This is a genomic window from Pseudoxanthomonas wuyuanensis (genome assembly GCF_900215535.1).
GTDB lineage: Bacteria > Pseudomonadota > Gammaproteobacteria > Xanthomonadales > Xanthomonadaceae > Pseudoxanthomonas_A > Pseudoxanthomonas_A wuyuanensis.
The window spans coordinates 149,621-173,806 of sequence record NZ_OCND01000003.1 but is presented as its reverse complement, the minus strand read 5'-3'; the positions used below and the strand labels follow the sequence as shown (position 1 = coordinate 173,806).

General features: G+C 68.2%; 20 protein-coding genes and 2 pseudogenes. 5 read left to right on the top strand and 17 right to left on the bottom strand.

The window, feature by feature from the left end:
* The first annotated feature begins 64 nt into the window (after positions 1-64).
* Positions 65-979 carry an LpxL/LpxP family Kdo(2)-lipid IV(A) lauroyl/palmitoleoyl acyltransferase gene (locus CRO39_RS08400; protein ID WP_097121631.1) on the top strand — a complete coding sequence of 305 codons (915 nt, stop codon included), beginning with the start codon at positions 65-67 and terminating at the stop codon, positions 977-979.
* Positions 980-1,035: 56 nt separating this feature from the next.
* On the opposite strand, the gene CRO39_RS08395 is transcribed toward CRO39_RS08400, so the two are convergent.
* The 4 genes from CRO39_RS08395 to CRO39_RS08380 all read right to left on the bottom strand — a co-directional run bounded on the left by CRO39_RS08395 (position 1,036) and on the right by CRO39_RS08380 (position 4,891).
* On the bottom strand, positions 1,036-2,358 hold the full coding sequence (locus CRO39_RS08395; RefSeq protein ID WP_097121448.1) for an O-antigen ligase family protein: 1,323 nt from the start codon (positions 2,356-2,358) through the stop codon (positions 1,036-1,038).
* Positions 2,330-3,490, bottom strand: coding sequence for a glycosyltransferase (locus tag CRO39_RS08390; RefSeq protein ID WP_097121447.1), 1,161 nt, complete (start codon positions 3,488-3,490; stop codon positions 2,330-2,332). The genes CRO39_RS08395 and CRO39_RS08390 overlap by 29 nt, the downstream gene beginning before the upstream one ends.
* A gap of 19 nt (positions 3,491-3,509) precedes the next feature.
* On the bottom strand, positions 3,510-3,707 hold the full coding sequence (locus tag CRO39_RS08385; RefSeq protein WP_097121446.1) for a zinc-finger domain-containing protein: 198 nt from the start codon (positions 3,705-3,707) through the stop codon (positions 3,510-3,512).
* A gap of 605 nt (positions 3,708-4,312) precedes the next feature.
* On the bottom strand, positions 4,313-4,891 hold the full coding sequence (locus tag CRO39_RS08380; RefSeq protein WP_097121445.1) for a YceI family protein: 579 nt from the start codon (positions 4,889-4,891) through the stop codon (positions 4,313-4,315).
* A gap of 224 nt (positions 4,892-5,115) precedes the next feature.
* Here CRO39_RS08380 and CRO39_RS08375 point away from each other — a divergent pair, with 224 nt between their 5' ends.
* Positions 5,116-6,075, top strand: a complete 960-nt coding sequence (locus tag CRO39_RS08375) for a mitochondrial fission ELM1 family protein (protein ID WP_097121444.1) — start codon at positions 5,116-5,118, stop codon at positions 6,073-6,075.
* 199 nt (positions 6,076-6,274) lie between these two features.
* On the opposite strand, the gene CRO39_RS08370 is transcribed toward CRO39_RS08375, so the two are convergent.
* On the bottom strand, positions 6,275-6,859 hold the full coding sequence (locus tag CRO39_RS08370) for a LysE family transporter (protein ID WP_202926290.1): 585 nt from the start codon (positions 6,857-6,859) through the stop codon (positions 6,275-6,277).
* A 212-nt stretch (positions 6,860-7,071) separates the two neighbouring features.
* On the opposite strand from CRO39_RS08370, the gene CRO39_RS08365 reads away from it, so the two are divergent.
* Together CRO39_RS08365 and CRO39_RS08360 are read left to right on the top strand one after the other, a co-directional pair.
* A complete protein-coding gene (locus CRO39_RS08365; protein ID WP_097121442.1) occupies positions 7,072-7,488 on the top strand; it encodes a MarR family winged helix-turn-helix transcriptional regulator in 417 nt (138 codons plus the stop codon).
* A 42-nt stretch (positions 7,489-7,530) separates the two neighbouring features.
* Positions 7,531-7,926, top strand: coding sequence for a tautomerase family protein (locus CRO39_RS08360; protein ID WP_097121441.1), 396 nt, complete (start codon positions 7,531-7,533; stop codon positions 7,924-7,926).
* Here CRO39_RS08360 and glnE read toward each other — a convergent pair whose 3' ends face one another.
* The 4 genes from glnE to CRO39_RS08340 all read right to left on the bottom strand — a co-directional run bounded on the left by glnE (position 7,927) and on the right by CRO39_RS08340 (position 12,915).
* Entirely contained in the window at positions 7,927-10,758 is a 2,832-nt protein-coding gene (glnE, locus tag CRO39_RS08355; protein WP_097121440.1) for a bifunctional [glutamate--ammonia ligase]-adenylyl-L-tyrosine phosphorylase/[glutamate--ammonia-ligase] adenylyltransferase, read from the bottom strand.
* A 155-nt stretch (positions 10,759-10,913) separates the two neighbouring features.
* Positions 10,914-11,582 carry a lipoyl(octanoyl) transferase LipB gene (lipB, locus tag CRO39_RS08350; RefSeq protein ID WP_097121439.1) on the bottom strand — a complete coding sequence of 223 codons (669 nt, stop codon included), beginning with the start codon at positions 11,580-11,582 and terminating at the stop codon, positions 10,914-10,916.
* Entirely contained in the window at positions 11,570-11,848 is a 279-nt protein-coding gene (locus CRO39_RS08345) for a DUF493 family protein (protein WP_097121438.1), read from the bottom strand. Before CRO39_RS08345 ends, lipB begins: the two co-directional genes overlap by 13 nt.
* A gap of 98 nt (positions 11,849-11,946) precedes the next feature.
* Positions 11,947-12,915, bottom strand: coding sequence for a CsgG/HfaB family protein (locus tag CRO39_RS08340; RefSeq protein ID WP_097121630.1), 969 nt, complete (start codon positions 12,913-12,915; stop codon positions 11,947-11,949).
* A 280-nt stretch (positions 12,916-13,195) separates the two neighbouring features.
* Between CRO39_RS08340 and CRO39_RS08335 the strand changes: the two genes are divergently transcribed.
* Positions 13,196-14,089, top strand: a complete 894-nt coding sequence (locus CRO39_RS08335; RefSeq protein WP_097121437.1) for an EamA family transporter — start codon at positions 13,196-13,198, stop codon at positions 14,087-14,089.
* A gap of 214 nt (positions 14,090-14,303) precedes the next feature.
* Here CRO39_RS08335 and CRO39_RS08330 read toward each other — a convergent pair whose 3' ends face one another.
* From CRO39_RS08330 to CRO39_RS08295, 8 genes and pseudogenes are all read right to left on the bottom strand, one after another.
* Positions 14,304-15,506, bottom strand: coding sequence for a D-alanyl-D-alanine carboxypeptidase family protein (locus tag CRO39_RS08330; protein WP_097121436.1), 1,203 nt, complete (start codon positions 15,504-15,506; stop codon positions 14,304-14,306).
* An 87-nt stretch (positions 15,507-15,593) separates the two neighbouring features.
* Complete coding sequence (locus tag CRO39_RS08325) at positions 15,594-16,868, bottom strand: septal ring lytic transglycosylase RlpA family protein (RefSeq protein WP_097121435.1); 1,275 nt, start codon at positions 16,866-16,868, stop codon at positions 15,594-15,596.
* The gene (gene mltB, locus CRO39_RS08320; RefSeq protein WP_097121434.1) at positions 16,865-18,019 is read right to left on the bottom strand and encodes a lytic murein transglycosylase B; all 1,155 of its coding nucleotides are present in this window, start codon (positions 18,017-18,019) and stop codon (positions 16,865-16,867) included. Before mltB ends, CRO39_RS08325 begins: the two co-directional genes overlap by 4 nt.
* 287 nt (positions 18,020-18,306) lie before the next feature.
* Positions 18,307-19,425 (bottom strand): rod shape-determining protein RodA, encoded by a 1,119-nt coding sequence (rodA, locus tag CRO39_RS08315; RefSeq protein WP_097121433.1) that lies wholly within the window; start codon positions 19,423-19,425, stop codon positions 18,307-18,309.
* A gap of 217 nt (positions 19,426-19,642) precedes the next feature.
* Positions 19,643-21,521 (bottom strand): annotated as a pseudogene (gene mrdA / locus CRO39_RS08310) (penicillin-binding protein 2); the annotation flags it as partial.
* 6 nt (positions 21,522-21,527) lie between these two features.
* Positions 21,528-22,007 (bottom strand): rod shape-determining protein MreD, encoded by a 480-nt coding sequence (mreD, locus tag CRO39_RS08305; protein ID WP_097121431.1) that lies wholly within the window; start codon positions 22,005-22,007, stop codon positions 21,528-21,530.
* Between the two features lie 128 nt (positions 22,008-22,135).
* Positions 22,136-22,966, bottom strand: a pseudogene (gene mreC, locus CRO39_RS08300) (rod shape-determining protein MreC); the annotation flags it as partial.
* Positions 22,967-23,085: 119 nt separating this feature from the next.
* Positions 23,086-24,132 carry a rod shape-determining protein gene (locus CRO39_RS08295; protein ID WP_097121429.1) on the bottom strand — a complete coding sequence of 349 codons (1,047 nt, stop codon included), beginning with the start codon at positions 24,130-24,132 and terminating at the stop codon, positions 23,086-23,088.
* Positions 24,133-24,186: the final 54 nt, after the last annotated feature.

The window sequence follows — 24,186 nt, the reverse complement described above, 5'->3', positions numbered from 1 at the left end:
CCAGGGCGTGTCATCAACTGCCGCGAACTACTCGGGAATGGATGACACGCCCTACAATTGCGCCATGGCCGACCCGCAGAAGTTGCAACGTCCCCCGTTTACGCCGCGGCATTGGCCGATGTGGCTGGCGCTGGCGGTGATGGTGGTCGGTGCCCGCCTGCCGTGGCCGTTGCAGCGTGCGCTGGGGCGGTTGATCGGCAGACTGGCGCCGGCACTGGCGCCGTCGCGGCGGCGCGCCGCCGAAACCAATCTGGCCCTGTGCTTGCCGGAGATGCCGGCGGAACAACGCCGGCAACTGCTGGCCGACAGTTTCGATGCGCTGGGCGTGGGCCTGTTCGAGTTCGCCCGCGCCTGGTGGGGTTCGGTGGCGCCGATGCGGCGGCAGGTCCGTATCGAGGGGCTCGAACACCTGCAGGCCCTGCGCGATGCCGGGCGCGGCGTGCTGATGGTTTCCGGGCATTTCATGACCCTGGAGATGTGCGGACGGCTGATGTGCGACCACGTCCCGCTGGCCGGCATGTACCGCCGCCACCGCAGCCCGGTATTCGAATGGGCGGTCAAGCGCGGGCGGCTGCGCTACGCCGTCCACATGTACACCAACGAGGAAATCCGCGGCGCGGTGCGCCACCTCAAGCAGGGCGGATTCCTGTGGTATGCGCCGGACCAGGACATGCGCGGCAAGGACACGGTCTTCGCGCCGTTCTTCGGCGTGCCCGCCGCCACGATCACCGCGACCCACCAGTTGGCGCGGCTGACCGGCTGCGCGGTGGTGCCGTTCTTTCACCGCCGCGAAGGCGGACGTTATGTATTGCGGGTGGCGCCGCCACTGAACGATTTTCCGTCCCAGGACCCGGTCCAAGACAGCGCCCGGGTCAACGCCGCCATCGAGGCGATGGTGCGCGAGGCGCCGGCGCAGTACCTGTGGATCCACCGCCGCTTCAAGCGCCAGCCGGAAGGCCGCGGCAAGCTGTACGACTGACTTCCCTGTGAACGTGCATCCGCAGCGGGCAGCGGAGCAAGCTCCGCTCTGCGGATCTAGGGGTCATTGCGCGCCAGCAGGCTGCCGGCGTACAACGCCGCCAGCAACAGCGTCAGCCCGCCCCAGAAGGTGGAGTAGAACGCCAGATGGGTGTTGAACGGGAATACCGTCACCGCCAGCGCCAGCATTGCCGGCCGCGCACGGTCCTTGGCGGCGGGCGGCGCGAAACGCCAGGCCCGCCACGCCATCGCCACCCCGGACAGCCACAGCAGCAAACCGATGATGCCGGTTTCGCTCAGCACCTCCAGCACAATCTGGTGCGCATGCAGGGCGGGACCGGCGCCCCAGATCGGATTGGCGCCCTGCGCCGGATCGCAGCCGGCAAACGCTTCGCGGAAGCCGCGCGCGCCGACGCCGTTGATCGGGTGTTCGCGCACCATGCAGGCCGCCGCTTCCCAGATCTGCGCGCGCCCCGACAGTGCCGCATCTACGCCGGCCTCGTCGCCGGTCAGCGCCTGCCGCGTGCGCTCGATGCGCTGGCCCACCTGCGGCGAGAACAGCGCCAGCCCCACCAGCGTCGCTGCGCCGAACGCGAACACCGACAGCAACCGCTTCCAGCCCAGCAGGCGCCAACCGGAAAACACCAGCACCAGCGCATAGGTGATCCACGCCGCGCGCGCGCCCGCCAGCACCACCACGATGCCGACCGCCGCGGCCGCCAGCAGCCAGCCGGCCATGCCGAAACGCCTTGCCGCGGCGAACAGCAGGAACGGCGAAAGGCTGGCCAGCACCACGCCCAGCTTCAGATTGCACGGCCCCAGAAAACCGCTCAGCCGGTCCAGCGCGGCGATGTCTTCGGGCGAACACATGCCGCGGCCGCTGATCATCCACTTCAGCTGGTCCAATCCCCAGAACAACGGGCTGGTCCCGAACGCGGCCTGCAACAGCGCATCCAGCGTCCAGACCGCAACGATGATCGACAGACCGCCGAAAGTGATGCGGCGGCCGCGGCCGTTGGCGACCGCCGCTGCCACCAGCCACAGGAACGGCAGGTAGCGCAAATCCACCACCGCTTCGCGCAGCGCACGGCCGGTATCGACCGAATCGATCGCCGAAATCGCCTGCGGCAGCCAATAGGCGAAGAACAGCACCGAGGTCAGCGCCCACGCCGGACCGCTGAGCAGCCGCGAACCGCCGCGGAAGCGCACTTTCAGCAGCCGGATGATGGCCGCCAGCGCGCCCAGCACCATGACCCCTTCGGCATAGCCCGGTGCCGGCCACAACGCGACAAAGCCCAGCACCCAGGCCGGCGCCCAGCGCCACCCCTGGGTCGGGACGGCATCGGGCGGGTCAGCGTGGGGCGCTTGCGTGGGGGTCATCGAAGAATTCGCGGTAAACGGACAACGTGGCGTCCTGCATCGCACGCAGGGTATAGGCCGGCATCGTAACCAATGGCGGCGGTGGCTGCGCGAGCAGCGCGCGCGCGCCGGCCAGCAGCGCCTGCGCATCGAAAGCCGCCACCGCGCCCTGCGGCTGCAGTTCCGCCAGCAACTCGCCCACGCCGCCATGCGCCCAGCCCAGCACCGGCCGCCCGGCCGACAACGCCTCGATGACGGTGCGGCCGAACGCTTCCGGCTTGCGCGACAGTTGCAGCACCAGGTCCGATGCGGCGTAGGCATCGGCGATGCGCGAGGTCGGCGCGGTAAACGCCACCGCATCGGCGATGCCCAACCTGGCCGCTTCGGCGTCCAGTTCGGCGATATAGGCCTGGCGCCCGGATTCGCGTGCGCCCGGCAGCCACAGGCGCGCGTCGCTGCCGCCAGCGCGCAGGCCGGCCAGCAGTTGCAGCGCATCGGCATGGCCTTTCAGGCGGGTGCCGCGCCCTGGCAGCAACAACAGCGGGCCATCGCCGCCGAGCGCCGGATGCGACTGCGCCGCGCGCAACCGTGCTGCGCGGTCCGGTGCCGGTGTCCTGGGAAACTGCGCCGGGTCGATGCCGCGCGGTATCACTCGCAGCTTGCCGGCATCGGTGCCGGGATAGTGCTGCAGCACATATTGGCGCACGGTTTCGGATACGCAGATCACGCGTTCGCCATAGGTCATCACCGCGCTGTAGCGGCCGGGCGAATTGAGCCCGTGCACGGTGGTGACCAGGTGCGGGCGCCGCGCCTGCGGCATGCCGCGCAGCGCCAGCCAGCCCAGCCAGGCCGGCAGGCGCGAACGCGCATGCACGATGTCGACCTGCCGCTCGCCGAACAATCGCCGCAGCGTGCGCGCATGGCGCAAGCTCAGCGGCGACTTGCGGCCGATATCCAGGGCGATGTGTTCAGCGCCAGTGGCCTGCAACTCCGGCAGCAGCCGTCCGCCGGCCGAGACCACGATGGCGCGATGGCCGGCCTGGCCCAGCGCCTGGCAGATTTCCAGCGTGGACCGTTCGACACCGCCGGACTGCAGCGCCGGCAGCAACTGGATGACGGTCAGGCGAGGTTCCGGCGCGCGCTGCGGGCGCATCGCCGCCTCGGTCCGCTGATCAGTCGGCAAGGACGAAGTGCGAGCCGCAGTAGGGGCACTGCACATCGTGGCCAGGGGCATCCTCGATAGGCAGGTAGACGCGCGGGTGCGAGTTCCACAACGCCATCGACGGCAGCGGGCAGCTCAGCGGCAGATCGGCACGCTGCACGGTGTAGCGCTTTTCGGCGTTGGCGGGCGCGGTGGCGGTCTGGCTCATGGCGAGATGAAGAACTTGGGAACGAGGGCGCGAGTTTACCACCTGCTCCGCGCCTGCCCTGGCTCAACAGAGGCTCTTCTCCCAGGTGCGAGAAACGTCTATGTGGAAGCCGGTGACCAGGGCAGTGCGGGACACGCCGCAAGTACGTCCCTGTAAGCTCTTCCGCGGCATCCATGCCGCGGACGGTCCCGCACTGCCCTGGCCACCGGCTTCTGGACACCTGGTCGGCGCTCGAAGAAGGGCCTTCCGAAGTCGCGACCTGTCATCTCGCGAAAGCCGACGGCCGGCGGGCTGGGGGTGCGGAGAGCAGGCCAGGGGTGAGTCAAGGCGGTTTGCGCGGCACTGCCGCGCGCCTTGGCGAACGCCCGGTGCGCTGCGCCGGGCCGGTTCGGGCCGCGAAGCGGAACGAGACTGCGGCCCGACGTAAAGACACGACGTCGTCAGGAGGGCGGAGCACCCCCAAGCCTGACGGGCGGCGGCTCCTACCGAAGCCGATATCCCCTGAAGTGGGAGGAGAACCCAAAAAAAACCGCCCCGCAGCACGCGGGACGGCTTGAAAGCGCGGCCGTCCACGAGGGAAGCGGCCACGCCGGGGGAGTGCAGGCTTACTCGGCCTTGGGGACCAGCGCCTCAGTGGTGATGCGCAGCTTGACCTCATCGCTGACGGCCGGCGCGTACTTGCCGACGCCGAACTCGGTGCGGCTGACCGTGGCGACCGCGTCGAAGCCGATGGCGGCGCGCTTGGCCATTGGCTGCTCGCCGGCCTTGTTCAGCGTCACGTCCAGCACCACCGGCTTGGTGATGTCCTTGATGGTCAGATTGCCGGTGACCTTCAGCTTGCCTTCGCCGGCGGCTTCCACCTTGATGCTCTTGAAGCTGGCGGTGGGGAACTTCTCCGCGTCGAAGAAATCGGCGCTGCGAAGATGGTCGTCGAAATCGCCGATGAAGCTGTTGAGGCCTGACAGCGGCAGGGTGACCTGCACGCTGGAAGCGGACACATTCTCGGCGTCATAGACGATGGTGCCGTCGGCCTTGCCGAAATGCGCGCTGGGATTGGAGAAGCCGAAATGGCTCCACTGGGCGATGACATCGGTATGGTTGGGGTCGATGTTGTAGGTGACCGGGGCGGCGAATGCCGAGCCGGCAAAGGCGAGCAGTGCGGCGGTCAGCAGGGTCTTGCGCATGGGGATGTCTCCTGGCGGGTGGTGCTTCGGAACAACGGGAATACAACACGGGAATACGGCTGCCACGCCAATGCTTCATCAGCGCGGGCACGGTATTTCCAGAGGCGGCCACAAAGGCTTCGGTTCCGTGGCCTCCCGGAAAGGCTGGCAGTGTAGAGTGTCCTGCCGTTGCCAACATCCAGACATTCCAGAACGGATTGTTTTAACTGATAGAACGAAGAACCATGTCAGCTGCCGATTCCCCGCCGCTCTGGCTGCTCACCGATGGCAATGCCGGCAACCTGCGCCAGGCCAGTGCGCTGGCCGGCGCGCTGGCGCTCGGCGCAAGCCGCTCCTGGACGCTGTCGCCGCAAGCGCCCTGGTCCTGGCTGGCGCCGCGGCGATTGCCCGGCGCCACACACGCGTTCGGCGCCGGCTTTGCCGCCGCGCTGGCCACACCGCCCGCGCTGGCCATCGGTTGTGGCCGCCAGGGCGCGCTGGCGACCCGGTTACTGGGCCAGCACGGCGCGCGGACCGTGCAGATCCTGGACCCGCGCCTCGATCCGGCCCATTGGGACTGGGTGATTGCGCCGCAGCACGACGACGTGCGCGGCGGCAACGTGATTACGCTGCTGGGCAGCCTGAACCCGGTCGACGATGCCTGGCTGACGCAGGCGCGGGCGGACTTCGCGGAGCTGGGCACCCTGCCGCAGCCACGTACTGCGGTGCTGCTGGGCGGCTCCAGCGCGCATGCGCGCTTCGACCGCAATGCCTTCGAAGTGCTTGCGGCCAAACTTGAAGTGGCGCTGGCGCGCGACGGCGGCAGCGTGATGATCACGGTCTCGCGGCGTACGCCGGAAAACGTCGTCGCGGCACTGCGCCACCGCTATATCGAAACGCCGGGCGTGGTCTGGTGCGGCGAGAGCGACGGGCCGAATCCCTACGCCGGTCTGCTGGCCTGGGCCGACCGGATCGTCTGTTCGCCCGACTCGGTGAACATGATCTCCGAAGCCTGCGCGACGCGGGCGCCCGTGCATGTCTTCGATCCGGGCCGGGTCCGCGGCCGCCCGCGCCGCTTTCTCGATGCGCTGCTGCAAAGCGGACGCATCCGCGCAATGGATACCGCGCTGGCGGCGTTCGATGCCGAACCGCTGCGCGAGACCGCGCGCGTGGCTGCCATCGTGCGCGAGCGGCTGGCGCTGTAGGGCGACGGCTGGGCGCCCTTTGAATGCAGGACAACGGGGGCATCCTTGCGGGAGCGACGTCAGTCGCGACTGCACCCGGGAGCCCATCGCCATGCGCGACCAAGGACGCGCTGCTCGCTCGCTGCGAAGGGCAGGCATCGCTCGCTCCTGGATGCCTTGGCGACTGGCGTCGCTCCCACAAAGAAGCATCCAGCACCAACTAGCGCCGCGCGTCGAACGCCATCCTCACCGCCAGCCCGGCCAGCACGGTCCCCATCAGCCAGCGCTGCAGCATCAGCCAGGTCGGACGCGCGGCCAGGAAGGCGGCGATGGAACCGGCCATCAGCGCGATCAGTGCGTTGACCGCTACGCTGATCGCGATCTGGGTGAAGCCCAGCGCCAGCGACTGCGCCAGCACGCTGCCGTGATCCGGAACGATGAACTGCGGCAGCAACGACAGGTACAGCACCGCCGCCTTCGGATTCAGCAGGTTGGTCAGCAGGCCCATCGCGAACAGCCTCCGCGGACTGTCCTGCGGCAGTTCGCGCACCTGCAGCGGCGAGCGTCCGCCCGGCTTGACCGCCTGCCAGGCCAGATACAACAGGTACAGCGCACCGGCGATGCGCAGGGCGTCGTAGGCGTACGGAATGGCCATCACCAGCACGGTGATGCCGAAGGCGGCGCACAGCATGTAGAACACGAAGCCCAGCGCCACCCCGGCCAGCGAGATCAGGCCGGCGCGTGGCCCCTGGCTGATCGACCGCGAGATCAGATAGATCATGTTGGGGCCGGGCGTCAGCACCATGCCCAGTGAGATCAGCGAGAAGGCAAGCAGCGCATGGAGTTCGGGCACAGGCTGGTCTCCGCAGTAGTGGGTCGCGCCGGCGACTGGCGCAGCGACCGGAATGATATCGCCAACGGGCCGGCGGGGCGGCTCGCCAAGCCAATGGGGGTAGTCGTCGCAGACTCGCACCCAAACAGTTGCATAGCTAACTAAATCGCGCTAGCCTGCCGCGCATGTTCGATCGATGCCTGTACTTCAACACCGCCGCGCTGTCGCGGATGCTGGAGCGGGTCTGGACGCAGGCGTTCAGTCCGTTCGGCCTGAGCCCGCCGCAGGCATTCCTGCTGCGCGCCGTGCTCGCGCAACCGGGACAGCTGCAGCGCGAACTGGCCCATGCCCTGACGATCACCCGTCCCACTGCGACCCGGCTGCTGGATGGGCTGCAGCAGCGGGGGCTGATCGAGCGCCGCAATTCGGATCATGACGGCCGCGAGCTGGAGATCCATCCCACTGCCGCCGCGCTGGCGATCGCCAGTGACCTCAACCGCGCCAGCGCAACTGTCACCCGCCGTCTGCAGAAGACACTGGGCGAGCAGCGCTTCGGCGATGTCGTCGCGCAGATGCGGCAGGTCCGCGAAATGCTGGGCTGATCTTCGCCCATATAGTTGCATAGCTAACCATAGGAGAAACGTATGCCCATTCTGAACGTCAAGGTCGGCGCGGTGCGCTCGCAGGCGCTATCGAAGGCAATCGCATCGCTGCTGCAGGATCTGACCGCGCATATCCTGCGCAAGGACCCGGCGGTGACTGCGATCGCCATCGATTTCGTCGCTCCCGAAGACTGGTACGCCGGCGGACGCAGTCTTGCCGAGCAGCGCAAGAGCAGCGTCTATTTCGACATCAAGGTGACCGACGAAACCAACACCAAGGATGAGAAGGCGGAGTTCATCCGCCAGGCCTTCGCCGGCTTGGCCGACCTGCTCGGAAACCTGCACGAGGAAAGCTATATCCACGTGCACGATGTGCGCGCAGCGGCCTATGGCTACGGCGGCCTCACCCAGGAAGCGCGCTACCACCAGCGCGGCTGATCATCCGGACGTCTGGCTGTCCGCCGGGTCCGGTTCCAGATCGAAATGGCCGCACGCCAACCGGACCTGCGCACATGCCGCCGCGACGTCGGCAGTGCGGCCGACCAGCCGCGGACGCCGATCCAGCGTGCAGGCCAGACCTTCGGCCAGGAACACCGAATGCGCGGCCAGCAACGCTTCGGTGATTTCATCGGCCAGGATTCCGGCGGCACGCAGCGCCCGCACCAGCGCGGCGGTGTTGCGTGGCGCCAGCAGCGCCGGAACGGCGGCCGATTCGCGCAGCACCAGGTATTGCAGCAGGAATTCCAGATCGACCAGCCCGCCTTCGCCCTGCTTCAGGTCCAAGCGCGCCGCATCGCTGCGATCCAGTTCGCTGCGCATGCGTGCGCGCATCTTGACCACGTCTTCGCGCAGCTTGGCCGGATCGCGCGGCTGCGTCAGCGTGCGTTCGCGGGTGTCGTCGAACGCGGCCAACAGCGCGGCATCGCCGGCCACGCCGCGCGCGCGCACCAGCGCCTGGTGTTCCCAGGTCCAGGCGCGCTCGCGCTGGTATTCGGTATAGCTGGCCAGCGAAGACACCAGCAACCCCTTGGCGCCATCCGGGCGCAGCCGCACGTCGACATCGTAGAGCCTGCCGGCAGCGGTCTGCGCGCCCAGCAGCGCGACGATCTTCTGCGCCAGCCGCGCGTACCAGCGTCCGGCCTCCAGCGGCCGCGCGCCATCGGATGTCGCCTGCGGGTCGGCCTCGTACAGGAACACCAGATCCAGGTCCGATCCGAAACCCAGTTCCTCGCCACCGAGGCTGCCGTAGCCGAGTATCGCGAAGCGGCCGCCAGGCACCCGGCCATGCGCACCGGCCACATCCTGATGCGCCATCTGCAGCACCGCCGCGACCACTTCGTCCGCCAGCCAGGCCAGTTGCCGGGTGCTGTCGGAGGGTGGCTGGCGCTGGTCCAGCGCCGCCAGCGCGATGCGGAAACTCAGCGCCAACCGGCATTCGTTGAGCAAGCGCAGCGCGGCTTCCGGGTCCTCCTCCTGCAGCGCGGCGGTGCATTGCTGGCGCATCAGCCTCCGCTCCGGCATCGGCCCGGCCACGCGGCTGTCCAGCAGTTCGTCCAGCAGCAGCGGGTACAGCGCCAGCCGCTCGGCCAGCAAGGCGCTGCGCGCCAGCACATCGACCAGCCGCGCCAGCGCGCTGGGCTGTTCGTCCAGCAGCGCCAGGTAGCTGGCCCGGCGCAGGATGGCCTGCAGCAACGCCAGCGCGCGCTTCAACGCGGCATCGGGGTGCGGCGATTTGGCCGCCGCATCCAGCAATGCCGGCACGACCCGGTCCAGCCGCGCACGCGCCGCATCGGACAGGCCACGAACGCCGGAATAGCGGGCAAAATCGCGCAACGCGGCATCGGCGCCGGCGGCATCGGCGAAACCGGCCGCGGCCAGGGTTTCGGCCTGGCTTCCTTCGGGCAGGCCGCGCCAGTATTGCGACAGCGCATCGGCGGCGATCCGGCGCTTGCGCGGGGCCAGCAATTCGGCGAATTCGCGGCTGACCCGCGCGCGCTGCGCCTGCAGCGAGTCTTCCAATGCGGGCCAACCGGCATAACCGAGCGCCCGCGCGATGCGGGCGCGGTCGCCGGCGTCTTCCGGCAGCATGTGGGTCTGTGCGTCGCGCAGCATCTGCAGGCGGTTTTCGATCCGGCGCAGGAACCGGTACGCCGCCGCCAGCGCCTGCCCATCGGCCGGCGTTACCTGGCCGGCCTGTACCAGCGCCTGCAATGCCGGCAGCAGCCGGCGCTCGCGCAGCGACGCTTCGCGGCCGCCGCGGATCAACTGCAGCGCCTGCACCAGGAACTCGATTTCGCGGATGCCGCCGGGCCCGCGCTTGATGTCATCGGCCAGTTCGCGGCGCGCGACCTCGGCGGCGATGGCCGCCTTCATCTCGCGCAGTCCGTCCAGCGCGGTGTAGTCCAGGTAGCGGCGGTAGACGAACGGGCGCAGCGACGCCAGCCACTGCTCGCCGGCTTCGATGTCGCCGGCCACCGCACGCGCCTTCAACCAGGCATAGCGCTCCCAGTCGCGGCCTTCGCGCTGGAAATACTGATCCATGCCGGCAAACGACAGCGCCACCCGGCCGGCGTTTCCGAACGGGCGCAGACGCAGATCGACGCGATGGCAGAATCCATCGACGGTCGGCTCGTCCAGCAGCTTGGCCAGCCGTTGCCCCAATCGCGCGAAATAGTCCTCGGCCGCCAGCGCGCGCGCGCCGTCGGATTGCCCGCCTTCCGGGTAGGCGTAGACCAGATCGATGTCGGAAGAGAAATTCAGCTCGCCGCCGCCCAGCTTGCCCAGGCCGAACACCACCAGCCGCTGCGGCGCGCCTTCGGTATTGCGCACCACGCCGTGGCGTTGCGCGAATTCGCCCTCCAGCGCTTGCAGGGCGGTCTGCAGACAGACCTCGGCCAACCGGGTGGCGTCCGCCAGCGTGGCATCCACATCGTCCAGGCCGTGCACATCGCGCCAGACCAGCCGGGTCGATTCGGCGCTGCGGTAGCGGCGCAGTTGCGCTGGCCACAGCTCGGGCTGCTGCGGTTCCAGCACCGGCGCCGGCAACGGCGCAGGGGCGTTGTCGCGTGCCAGTTGGGCCAGCAGCGCCGGTTGCCGGCACAGCGTTTCCAGCGCGAAATCGCTGGCGACGATGAGCTTGGCCACCTGTGCGGCGAATGCGGCATCGGCCAGCCGTTCCGCGGCGTCGGTGGAGGCGGCGCGCAACCGCGCCAGGCCGCGTTCGATCAGCGGCCCGGTCGGGAAGTCGTCAAGCGGCGGGGTATCGTTCATGGCCGGCCGATTGTGGCATGCGCCGTGCCGGCGTCACCGTGGCGCGGTGCATCGTGCATTGGGCTGGCGCAGGAGCGACCGCTGCAGCCGATGGCGCTCGTTGACGGTGCGGACGGAAGGATGGCAATGGCGGGCCTGGGCCCGCTGTACGCCGCTCAGGCCGCCAGCGACAGATCCGGCAATCCGGATTCGGCGTGAAGCTGCAAACCGAATTGCTCGGCCAGGCTGGCCAGCAAAACCGGCTTGACCGTAGCCATGCCGGACGGCCCGCCCAGATCCGCCAGCGAAACCACCTGCAGGCCCTGGTAGCCGCAGGGATTGATGCGGTGGAACGGCTCCAGGTCCATCGCGATATTGAACGCCAGGCCATGGAAGGTGCAGCCGCGGCGCACGCGGATGCCCAGCGCGGCGACCTTGGCGCCGGCCACATAGACGCCGGGAGCGCCCTCCCTGCGTTGTGCCTGGATGTTCCATTCGGCCATCGTGTCGATGATGGCCTGTTCGATCCGGCAGACGTATTCGCGCACGCCGACTTTCATCCGCTTCAGATCGAACAGCGGATAGGCCACGATCTGGCCCGGGCCGTGGTAGGTCACCTGGCCGCCGCGGTCGACATGCACGACCGGAATATCGCCGGCCGCCAGTACATGTTCGGGCTTGCCGGCCTGGCCCAGCGTGAACACCGGCTCATGTTCGACCAGCCAGATTTCGTCGGCGGTGTCCTCGCCGCGCGCATCGGTGAAGCGCTGCATCGCGCGCCAGACCGGCTCGTACGGCTGGCGGCCGAGCTCGCGGACCCGGCACGGCAGGCTCACAGCGTCCACTTCACTTCCGGGTGTTCGCGCAGCGCCGTATGCGCGGCGTCGTACTGCTCGCGGCTGTCGGCGCGGAAGGCGATGCGCACCGACACGTACTTGCCGTTGGACGAATGCTTCCAGCTGATGTTCTCGTGCAGCACGTCGATGCCGGCGGCCGCCAGCAGCCGCGGCAGCTCGGTTTCCAGGCCGGTGTTGGCCGCGCCCATGGCGCTGAGCTCGAAGGTGCCGGGAAACTTGAAGCCGTGCTCGGGATTGTCCGATTTGATTTCCATCCGGCGATTATTGGGACGAATCGCGCCGATTCCAAGCCATCGACGCGAAAGGGCCGCCGTCGCCGGCAGCCCTTCCTCGGCAGTCCTTGCGACAAGGGTTACTTGGACAGTTCCAGCAGGGTGGACGATACCCAGCCCTTGTTGCCCAGTTCGTCCTCGACTTCCCACATCACCCCTTCCTTGGTGCCGGTGGGGTACAGCATCATGCCCGGGTCCAGCGTGCGCACCGCCTTGCCGGTTCCGGCGGCGTTGGCCAGCAGGCGGCCCGGCTTGGTCACGGTCACCGCCTGCTGCGCGTTGGCGGCCGAGGCGTTGTCCGGCAATCCGCCCAACTGGGCAATCAGATCGGTATAGGCCTGCAGGTAGGCCAGCGTGATGACCTGGCCGATCTCGGTATTGGCGTAGCCGCCAGCGCCGGCCGCGCCGAAGCCGCCACCGGAGAACAGGCCGCCGGCAGCGCCCCAGCCGATGTCGGTCTTCTTGGCGTTACCCTCGGCCATGGCGACCTGTTCGGACGAACGCACGTCGGTCACCGTCAGCACCACGTCGGCGGTCTTGCTCTTGAAGTTCAGGCCGCTGGCGATGGCGCCAGCCTTGCCGCCGATGAGGCCACCGAGCAATCCGCCGATGGCGTTGCCGCCGGCATTGCTGTTCTGCGAAATCAGATCCGGCACCAGCACGTAATCGGCGGCCTTGATCTGGCCCTTGCCGACATTGGAGCGCCCGCGCAGCTCGCCGCTGGAGGCCAGCTCGCGTTCGTACTGCATCGCCGCCATGCCGGTCCCGCGATCGACCAGGGTGAAGCAGCGCGACTTGTTGACGAATACCTTGATCAGCTTGGAAGGCGCCGGCAACTGCTGGCCGCTCCACCAGTTGACGGTGTCTTCCGGCTCGATGACCGAAATGGTGCCAAGCGATTTGGCGCAGACCGGTATTTCGGCGACCTGCTGCTTGCGGGTTTCCTGCGCGCTCTTGCGCTGCGCCGATGCCGGCGCCGCGGCGACGGCCAATGCAGCAGCCGCAACGAATGCCGCCATGACGGCGGGCTTGAAAGTCAGTTTGTGCATCGTGTTCATTCCTTTCCCAGAAAAGATCCATGGAGAGCCCATTGCGTGGCACTCATATCCCCTTGGTTGCATGCCTGATCCTTGCGGACCCGGTCCGGTCAACCAGCGGCGATGATAAACCACGCGGGGGCCATCCAGGCCGGTAGCCACTCCAGCTGTCGCAGCTGTAACGGCAACGGCACTCCGGCCCGGCCACTGCGGGCCCGGCCTGCACGCCGGGCACCGGTACCCGCCCTACGCGGACGCTGCGATAATCGCGCCTCTTCCAGGCGGGCCGGCGATGCATTTCCTGTTTTTCAGCGTTCTGTGCAGCGTACTGGTCTCCGTGCAGCTGAAGCTGGCGCAACGCAGGGGCATCGATACCGGCCAGGCGATCGCCTGGAACTACGCCATTGCCGCATTGCTGTGCGGCTGGTTGTTCGACCCGCCGCTGGCGGCTCTGCGCGAACCGCAGGCGCCGCTGCCGTCGCTGATTGCGCTGGCGCTGCTGCTGCCGACGATCTTCCTGGCGATGGCGGCGTCGGTGCGGGTCGCCGGCATCGTCCGCACCGATGTGGCGCAGCGGCTGTCGCTGGTGCTGTCGTTGATCGCGGCTTTCGTCCTGTTCGGCGAAACGGCCGATGGCTGGAAGATCGCCGGCCTGGCGCTGGGCCTGCTGGCGATCGTCGGCATCATCGCCCGCGCCGAACCGGCCGCTGCCGGCACCGCCGGCCCGGCACGCTGGCTGCTGCCGCTGGTCGTGCTGCTGGGCTACGCCAGCGTCGACATCCTGCTCAAGCGCATCGCCGCTGCCGGCACGCCGTTCGCCGCCTCGCTGTTGTTCGCCTTCATCGGCGCCTTCATCGTGATGGCGCTGTGGCAGGGCTGGCGGCAGCTGCGCCGGCGGCGTGCGTTGAGCGCGTCGGCATTGCCGGCCGGGCTGCTGCTGGGCGCCACCAACTTCGGCAATATCCTGTTCTACGTTCGCGCCCACCAGGCCTTGCCGGACAATCCCGCAGTGGTGTTTTCGATGATGAACATCGGCGTGGTGGTGCTGGGCACGCTGGTGGGCGTATGGGGTTTCGGCGAACGGCTGGGCCGGCTCAACAAGCTGGCCATCCCGCTGGCCATCGTGGCGATCGCGCTGATTGCGGTGAGTCTGGGCGGCCAACCCACTCCTGTAGGAGCGACGTGAGTCGCGACGGGTTGATCTGGAACGGAAAGACGAGAGCCCTCAGCATAGGTTGCCGCGGCCGAATCTTTGAAGTTCATTTCCGCGTTGATCCGCGTCTGAACAGGTTGTTGTGTTTCCGGTCGCGACTTACGTCGCTCCTACATGAGCCGGCGCAGATCGCCGTTACGCCATTAAAAGAAGGCCAGCTTACGCCGGCCTCCTTTGACGGAACCGATCACTCCGACTCCCACCACATCCAGAACGCGTCCCACAGGCGCTTGAAGAAGCCGGCCTCCTCGACTTCGGCCACCGCCACCAGCGGCGCCTGGGCGACCACTTTGCCGTCCAGCGTCACCTTGACCGTGCCGATGGCCTGATCCTTGGCGATTGGCGCCACCAGCGTTTTCGGCACGTCCATCGACGGCTTCAGATCGCCATAGCGGCCGCGCGGCACGCTGATCAGCAGTGGCTCGGCCACGCCCAGCTGGACCTGCTTGGCCTGGCCCTTCCAGACGCGCTGGTTGGCGATGGCCTTGCCGGCATCGTACAGGCGATGGGTTTCGTAGAAGCGGAAGCCCCAGTTCAGCAGCGCCAGGCTGTCGTCGGCGCGCTGCTTCTCCGAGGTGGAGCCCATCACCACCGCGATCAGGCGCTGGTCGCCGCGCTGGGCCGAACTCATCAGGCAGTAACCGGCGCCGGAATGATGCCCGGTCTTGATGCCGTCGACGCTGGGGTCGCGCCACAGCAGCAGGTTGCGGTTCGGCTGGACGATATCGCCGACCTTGAATTCCTTGATCTTGTTGTAGGCGTACGCCTCGGGATAGTCGCGGATCATCGCCCGGCCCAGCAATGCCAGGTCGTGCGCGGTGGAATAGTGATCCGGCGCCGACAGGCCGTGGGCATTGACGAAATGCGAACCCTTCATGCCGATGCGTGCGGCGTAATTGTTCATCAGCGAGGCGAACGCCTCCTGGCTGCCGGCGGTGTGCTCGGCCAGCGCGATGGCGGCGTCGTTGCCCGACTGCACCGCCATGCCTTTTTCCATGTCCAGCAGCTTGGCGGTCTGGTTGACCGCAAAACCGCTGTAGCTGCCGTCGGTACGCGCGCCGCCTTCGCGCCAGGCGCGCTCGCTCAGCATGACGTCGTCGGTTTCCTTGATCTTGCCGTTCTTGATTTCGGCGGCGACCACGTAGGACGTCAGCACCTTGGTGATGCTGGCCGGCTCGACGCGCTCATCGTAGTTCTCGCCCGCCAGCACCTGGCCGGTGGTGTAGTCCATCAGCAGCCAGGCGGTGCCGACCGGCTTGGGTGCCGGCGGAATCTCGACCGCCGCGGCGGCGCTGGGCGCCGCAGGCGCTGGCGAGGGCGCCGGTGTCTGGGCAATGGCGATGCCGACGGCGGCAGTGGCCATGGCGGCAAGGGCAAAACGGAACTTCATGTGCTGCGGACTCCTGGCTGGCCAATGGCCGACTGCAAAACGGCCATTGTATTGGGATCGGATGAGGCTGGCGCCGGCGGACGGCCGTTATTCGCGCACCCATTGCGGACTGCCGAAACCCAGACCGGCGATACGGCCGGCCAGTTCCGCGGCGGCGGAATGATCCGGCGCGCCGACCCGCAGCCGCCACAGTTTGCGGCCGTTGCTGATGATGTCGCTGAGGCTGCCGGCAATGCCGGCCGCGCTGAGCTGGGCCAGGGCGCGATCGGCATTCTCGCGGCTGGCGAAGCTGGCGACCTGCAGCTGGATGGCGGCAATGCCGGCAGCGACCGCGTGGCTGGCCGGAACCGGCTTGGCGGCATCGTTGCTGGCCGTGGCGGTGGCGGAAACTGCCGGCCCGGGAACCGTTGTTGCGGGCACGGCGGCTGCAGGCGCGCTGGCGGCAGCGGCCGGTTTGCCGGTGGCCACCCGCACGCCGTTGGCCTGCATCCAGGCGTCGAACTGATCGGCGCTGGGCGTGCGCTTGAGGTCCGGGGTGACGTGATAGCGGTGCCCGGTGGCTGCCGTCGCCGGCACGCTGGCGGCAACAGCCGCCGAGGCGGCGGGCAACCGGCCGACCAGTTCGTCCATCGGCGTGGTGGCCGGCTCCGGCGCAACGCGGCTGGCAGGGGGTGCGGCCGATGCCAGTTGCGTGCCCTTGCCATCGGGCGTCAGCGCGCGCACTTCGACCCGGCCGGTGCCGCGCTGGGTGATGCCCAGCTTGACCGCCGCGGCGTAGCTCAGATCGATGACCCGGCCTTCATGGAACGGCCCGCGGTCGTTGACCCGCACCACCACCGAGGCGCCATTGTCCAGGTTGGTGACCCGCGCGAAGCTGGGCAGCGGCAGCGACTTGTGCGCGGCGGTGAAGGCGTACATGTCGTAGACCTCCAGATTGGAGGTGCGGCGGCCATGGAACTTGGCGCCGTAGTACGAGGCAATGCCCTGCTCGCGGTAGCCATCGACACGGTCGAGCACGCGGTACTGCTTGCCCAGCACGGTGTAAGGCGAACGGTTGCCGACCGGCGAGCGCGGCTCGTTGACGACCACCGGTTCGGGGATGCAGTCCACGTCCGGCACATAGTCCGGCGTGGTATCGGCAACACCGGGCTTGTACAGGCCGCCGGCGGTGTAGTTGCCGCGCGTGGACGGATCTTCCTGCGCGGCGGCGTAGACCTTGCAGGGCTTGCCGGTGGCCGTGCGGGCCGGCGCCACCGTACCGGCCACGCCCGCGGGCGCGGACGATGGCGAAGCGGACTTCTTCGGTGCGGTACCGCAGGCCGCCAGCCCCAACACCAGCACGGGCAGCGCCAGCCACCTCATGCCGGCGGGATCTCTTTGCCGGCAATCGCTTGCGACAGCTGATGGACGGCCATCGCGTACATCTTGGAATTGTTGTAACGGGTGATGGCGTAGTAGTTCTGGAAACCCAGCCAGTATTGCTTGCCGGTGCTGCCTTCCAGCGATACCAGGGTAGCAGTGGCATCGGGCGCCACCGGCTCCAATGGGCGGTAGCCGCGCTGGGCCAGATCGGCCAGCGTGTAGTCCGGGGTCCAGGTCTGGGGATTGAATTCGTCGAAGCCCGGCTGCAGTTCGGCCCGCGCCACCACCGCCCCGCCCGGCACCCAGCCGCCGCGTTCGCCGCCCTTCTTGCGGAAATAGTTGGCGATGGAGGCGAACACATCGTCGAAATTCTTGAACAGATCGCGGCGGCCGTCGCCATCGCCGTCCACCGCGAATTCGCGATAGCTCGACGGCATGAACTGGCCCAGCCCCATCGCGCCAGCGTAGCTGCCGGTCAGCGCGGTGATGTCCAGGTTCTCCTCGCGGCCCAGCGCGAACAGCTGCGCCAGCTCATCGCGGAAGAACCGTTCGCGGCGGTGTTCGTAGGCGGCTCGCTCGGGATTGCCGCTGCGCGGGTAGCGGAAACCCAGCGTGTACAGCGCATCGATGACCCGATGCTTGCCGGTGAAGCCGCCGTAGCTGGTTTCCACGCCGATGATCGCCACGATCACCTCGGCCGGCACGCCGTACTGCCGTTCGACCCGCTGCAGCGCGGCCTGGTGCCTGGCCATGAATGCGCGGCCGCCGTCGATGCGCGCGGCGGTGATGAAGTTGGGGCGGTACTCGCTCCACGGCTTGACCCGCTCGGCCGGCCGCGACATCAGGCTGACGATGTCGTCGCGGAACTGCGCCTGCGCCAGCACCGATTCGATGTACCCGGGATCGATGCCGTACCTGGCGGCGGTGTCGCGGACGAAATCGGCGCGGGCGATCTCGAACGGCACGGGCGTCAGATCCACCGGTTCCGGCGCGGCGGGGATGGCTTCGACCGAGGTTTCGGCCGGCGTTTCCGCCACCGGCGTGGTTGCCGGTTCGCTGGCCGCCTGCGGCGAGGGAGAAGAAGACTGCGGCGGCGTCGCACAGGCGACGAGGCCGAACGTGAGCAGGCAGACAAGAGCGCGTCGGATCATCGGCGCGAGGGTAGCACGGAGGGTGCTGGGAAGGATGAACTGTTGGGGGAGGAGCGAGGAGTGAGTGATGAGGAGTGAGAAATGAGGGACGGGGACTGAAGGTTCTCGCGGCAGGGAAGCATCCCGCTTCGTTGGCGCCAGGAGTGCATCGGCGTTTACCTATGCATGCTGTCGTGCACAAAAGCCCAGCGCCTCATCACTCCCTCGTTTCTCGTTTCTCGTTCCTCGTTTCCCGCTCCTAACCACTCACTCCTCACTCCTCTTCACTCACTCCTCGCTCCCCACCCTCAATACCCATGCACCGGCCGGTGCGCGCGCACCGCCATCACCAGGCCCAGGCCGGCCAGCAGCGACACGGCGGAAGTGCCGCCATAGCTGAGCAGCGGCATCGGCACGCCCACCACCGGCAGCAGGCCGGAGATCATGCCGCCGTTGACGATCACGTAGACGAAGAACGACAGCCCCAGCGTGCCGGCCAACAGCCGCGAATAGGTGTCGCGCGCATCGATGGCGATCCACAGGCAGCGCCCTATCACGAACAGATACAGCGCCAGCACCGTCGCCACCCCCAGCCAGCCGAATTCCTCGGACAGCACTGCGAAGATGAAATCGGTGGTGTGCTCGGGCAGATAGTCCAGATGCGACTGCGAGCCCTGCCCCCAGCCCTTGCCGGTCAGGCCGCCGCCGCCGATGGCGATCTTGGACTGGATGATGTTCCAGCCGGTGCCCAGCGGATCGTTTTCCGGATTCAGGAAAGTCAGGATGCGATCCTTCTGGTACGGGCGCAGCAGCCAGAACCACGCCGCCGGCGCAGCAGCGGCAACCCCGCCCAATGCCACGCCCACCCACCACCAGGGCAATCCCGCCAGCAGCAGCGCGAATACGCCGCTGGCGGCGACCAGCATGGCGGTGCCGAAATCCGGTTGCAGCAGAATCAGCGCGGTCGGCAAGCCCAGCAGCGCGCCGGCGACCAGCACGGTGCCGATACGCGGCGGCAGCGGTTCGCGGTGCAGGTACCACGCCATCATCATCGGCAGCGAAATCTTCAGCAGTTCGGCCGGCTGCAGATAGAACAGCTTCAAATCGATCCAGTGCTGGCCGTGCTTGCCGGTACCGATGAACAACACCGCGATCAGCGGCAACAGCGAGACCGCGAACACGCCCGGCGTCCACGAGCGCAACCGCACCGGCGATACCCGCGACAGCGCCCACATCGCGCCCAGCCCGACCGCAAAGCGCGCGCCCTGGTTGATCGCCAGCCGCGCGCCCTGGCTGTCGCCGCCGGCGCTGTACAGCACCGCCAGGCCGATGCCCATCAAGCCGGCCAGCGCCAACAGCAGCGGCCAGTCCAACGTATGCAGCAGACGCCGCAGCAGATCGAAGACCCAGCGCAGGAGATCGTTCATTGTTGAACAGCCGGGACAGCCGGGACTGGGGGCTCGGGACTCGGGACTCGGGGAGAAGCGGCGCCGGCGGGCACGGCAGCATCACCGGGCTGCGGGATGTCCGTTGCCGCCGGTGGCGTCGGATTGGAGGATTCGTCTGGCATGGACGCTTCGGCGCCTGCTCGGCCTTCAGCGCCCGCACTACTGCCGTCGTTGCCGTTGCCGTGGCTATTGCTGTTACCGAGTCCCGAGTCCCCAGTCCCCAGTCCCGGCTCCCCAGTCCCCGGCTCCCCCAGCAGATACGCATCGAAAATCTTGCGCGCGATCGGGCCGGCGGTGACGCCGCCGTAACCGCCGCCTTCCACCGCGATGGCCAGCGCGATGGTGGGGTTTTCCGCCGGCGCAAAGCCGACAAACAGCGCGCGGTGGCGCAGATGCATGGGCAGGCTCTTGGGGTTGACCGCGGCGGTGCCGCGGCGGCTGACCACCTGCGCGGTGCCGGTCTTGCCGGCCATCGTGTACGGCGCGCCGCGCGCGGTGGCCACGCCGGTGCCGCCGGGCTGCATGGTGGCCACCATGCCGTCGCGGATCACCGCCACGTTGCCGGGGTTGGGGCTGATCGGCAATGGCTCCGGCTGCGGCATCGGCTCCCACTCGCCGTCGAAACTGATCCGTTTGGCGATGACCAGGTGCGGCCGCCGCAGCTTGCCGTCGGCCAGCCCGGCGGTGGCGCGGACCAGTTGCAGCGGCGTCACCTTCCAGTCGCCCTGGCCGATGCTGGCGTTGACGGTGTCGCCGGGGTACCAGCGCTCCTTCTTGGCCTGCAGCTTGGCCGCCGGCGATGGCAGGATGCCGCTGATTTCGCCCATCAGGTCGATGCCGGTGGGCGCGCCGAAGCCGTAGCGCTGCATGTAGTCGTCGAAGCGTTCGATGCCCAGATCCAGCGCCAGCCGGTAGTAGTAGGTGTTGACCGAGGCGGCGATCGACTTGCGCAGATCGGTCCAGCCATGGCCGCCGCGGGCGGCATCGCCCCAGCCGCGGCTGGTGCCGGGCAGGTAGAACATGCCGGTGGACAGCACCTTGTCTTCCGGCCGGCGCAGGCCGCTGTCCAGTCCGGCCAGGGCGATCAACGGCTTCAGCGTCGACCCCGGCGCCACCCCGCCCAGCACCACCCGGTTGAACTGCGGACGCGAGGGATTTTCGTTGAGCGCGCGGAAATCCTTGCTGGAGATGCCGTTGACGAACAGGTTGGGGTCGTAGCTGGGCAGGCTGACCATGGCCAGCAGTTCGCCGGTGCGCGGGTCCATCGCAATCGCCGAGCCCTCCAGCTCGCCGAACGCGTCGACCATGGCCTGCTGCAGGTCCGCGTCCACGCTCAAGCGCAGATCGGCGCCCGCCTGCGCCGGCACCCGATCCACCACCCGCAGCGCGCGCCCCTCGACATTGGTCTCGACCCGCTCATAGCCGATGCGGCCGCGCAGCGCCTCTTCGTAATAGCGCTCCAGGCCGGTCTTGCCGATGTGGGTCAGCGCGGCATTGCCCTCGCCCAGCGTCTCCAGATCCTTCTCGTCGATACGCCCCACGTAGCCGACGATATGCGCGAACAGATCCCCGTACGGGTAGCGGCGGGTCAGGTAGGGCACCAGCTCGACCCCCGGAAAGCGCCAGCGGTTGACCGCAAAGCGCGCCATTTCCTCCTCGTCCACGCGCAACTTGAGCGCGATGGGCCGGAAGCTGCGGGTAGCCTTGCGGGTAGCCTCGAAGCGCTCGATGTCCTCCGGCGTCAGCGCGACCACCTTGCCCAGTTCGGCGATCAGGCGCTTTGGATCGCCGGCCTTGTCGGGGGTGACTTCCAGCCGGAACGCCGGCACGTTCTCGGCCAACAGCTTGCCGTTGCGGTCGTAGATGGTGCCGCGCCCGGGCACCACCGGCCGCGGCCGGATCCGGTTGGCCTCCGAACGGGTGGCGTATTCGGCGTGATCGATGACCTGCAGCTTGAAGTACCAGCCGGCCAGCCCCAGCAACGCCAGGGTCACGCCGATGAACCCCAGCACCGCGCGGCGACGGAACTGCTCGGCTTCGGCGTGCGGGTTCTTGGAGGGGCGGCGCGCGATCATGGCCGCTCAGCCCCGCCGCCCCAGGCGCAGCGCGTCCAGCAGCATGAACAGCAACGGCCATAGCAGCATGCCCAGCAACGGCGCCCACCAGTAGTTCCAGGGTAGGCTGGGTTCGCCCAACGCCATGTGGATGGCCGTGGTGACGATGCGATCGTTCAGCAGCAGTCCGCCGATGGCCAGCGACTGCTGGGACACCGGGAAGAAACGCAGGCGCGCGCGGAACCGCTGCAGGATGAAGGTCATGATGACCATCCGCAGCGCCTGTTCGCCCAGCAGGCTGCCGAACATCAGGTCGGCAATCAGGCCGACGATGACCGCAAAACCCAGTCCGGCGTAGTCCGGCGCCTCAATCACCCAGTACGCCAGCACCAGCGCCAGCCAGTACGGGCGCAGCGGCTGCAGCGTTTCCGGCAGCGGCAACAGGCCCAGCAGCAGCGCCACGACGATGCTGAGCGGCAGAATCCAGCCCACGCGCATCCGGCTCATGGCGTCGGCTCCTCTGGGGCCGGCCGGGAATCGGCGGGGCGCTCCGGGGCGCCGCCATCGGTTTCGCTAACCTCCGGTTTGACGGCTGCCTCTTCCCATTCGCCGTTCCCGGTTCCCCGGTCCCGGCTTTTCAGCAGCAGCACGTCGCGGCCGCGATCCAGCTGCGCCGCCGGTTTGACATCGCCAATCAGGAAGGCATGGCTGTCGTCGGTGCGCAGCGCGGTGACCGTGCCGACCGGAAACCCGGCCGGGAAGCGCCCGCCCAGGCCCGAGGTGACCAGCACATCGCCAACCTCCACGCCGCTGTTCAACGGAATATCCGCCAGTTCCAGCAGGTCGCCGCGGCCGCGGCCGTAGGCAATCAGGCGGACGCCGTTGCGCGTGCTCATCACCGGTACCGCGTGGTCGGGGTCGGTCAGCAGCAGCACGGTGGAATGGGCGGGGGTGACGCGGATGATCTGGCCCATCAGCCCGCCGGCGTCGATGACCGCCTGGCCGACGCGGGCGCCATCGCTGCTGCCGGCATCCAGCACCAGCCGCTGCCGGGTCGGGTCCAGGTCGATGTTGAGGATCGGCGCCAGTTGCACATCCAGCCCGCGGCTCTCGGCCGCACCCAGCAACGCGCGCAACTGGGTATTGTCGGCTGCGGCGGTCCGCAACCGGGTCAGGCGGGCATTGGCGATCAGCAGGTCGTTGCGCAGCTGCCGGTTTTCCTCCATCAGCCGCGACCGGCTGACCGCGTCATCCTGCATCCGCGTGCCCAGCCTGCCGGGCAGACCGGCCAGCCACCACAGCGGCTGGGTGATCACGCTGGCCTGGTCGCGGAGCCGGTGCAGCCAGCCGCCGCGATGGTCCAGCACAATCAGCGCAACCGCCAGCGCCAGATAGGCCAGCAGCCGCAAGGTGCTGGCGACTTCACCGGGACGGGAGGCAACGGGTGGACCGGCGTAGGAAGGCACGGAAGGCTAGAAACGAGAGGAAAGGAACGAGAAGTGAGGAATGAGAAGCGAAGCAGGGGAGAGAGCCGAGAAACCGCGTCCACTCGTTTCTCGTTTCTCTCCGCTCGTTCCTGGCTTCATCATTCCGGCGCGAAGAACTCGTTGCCGTGCATGTCCACCAGTTCCAGCGCGCGGCCGCCGCCGCGGGCCACGCAGGTCAGCGGATCGTCGGCCACCTGCACCTGCAGGCCGGTTTCCTCGCTGATCAGGCGGTCCAGGTCGCGCAGCAGGGCGCCGCCGCCGGTCAGCACGATGCCGCGTTCGGCCACGTCGGCGCACAGTTCCGGCGGGGTCTGCTCCAGCGCCAGCTTGACCGCGCTGACGATGCCCGACAGCGGCTCGTGCAGGGCTTCGAGCACTTCGTTGGAGTTGATCTTGATCATCTTCGGCACGCCTTCGGCCAGATTGCGGCCGGAGATTTCCATCTCCTGCACTTCCGGCTGCGGGTAGGCGCAGCCGATCTCCAGCTTGATGCGCTCGGCGGTGGCCTCGCCGATCAGCATGCCGTGGTTGCGGCGCACGTAATTGGTGATGGATTCGTCGAAGCGGTCGCCGCCGATGCGCACCGACTGCGAATAGACGATGCCGTTCAGCGAGATCACCGCCACCTCGGTGGTGCCGCCGCCGATGTCGATGACCATCGAGCCGCGCGCCTCGGTCACCGGCATGCCGGCGCCGATGGCCGCGGCCATCGGCTCTTCGATGAGATACACGTCGCGGGCGCCGGCCTCTTCGGCCGATTCCTTGATGGCGCGGCGTTCGACCTGGGTGCTGCCTGCCGGCACGCACACCAGCACGCGCGGGCTGGGGCGCAGGAAGCGCGACTTGTGCACCTTCTTGATGAAGTGCTTGAGCATGGCCTCGGTGTAGGTGAAGTCGGCGATCACGCCGTCCTTCATCGGCCGGATGGTGGTGATGTGGCCGGGGGTGCGGCCCAGCATCTGCTTGGCCTCGGCGCCGACCGCCGCCACCGAGCGCGAGCCGCCGATGGCGCGATCCTGCCGAACCGCCACCACCGAAGGTTCGTTCAGCACGATGCCTTGTCCGCGCACATAAATAAGGGTATTGGCCGTGCCCAAATCGATGGACAGGTCATTGGAGAACATGCCGCGGAGCTTTTTGAACATCGGGGGAAGAGTCCTGCTGGTGGCGAACCGCCAGGAATGGCGATTTTTTGGGCA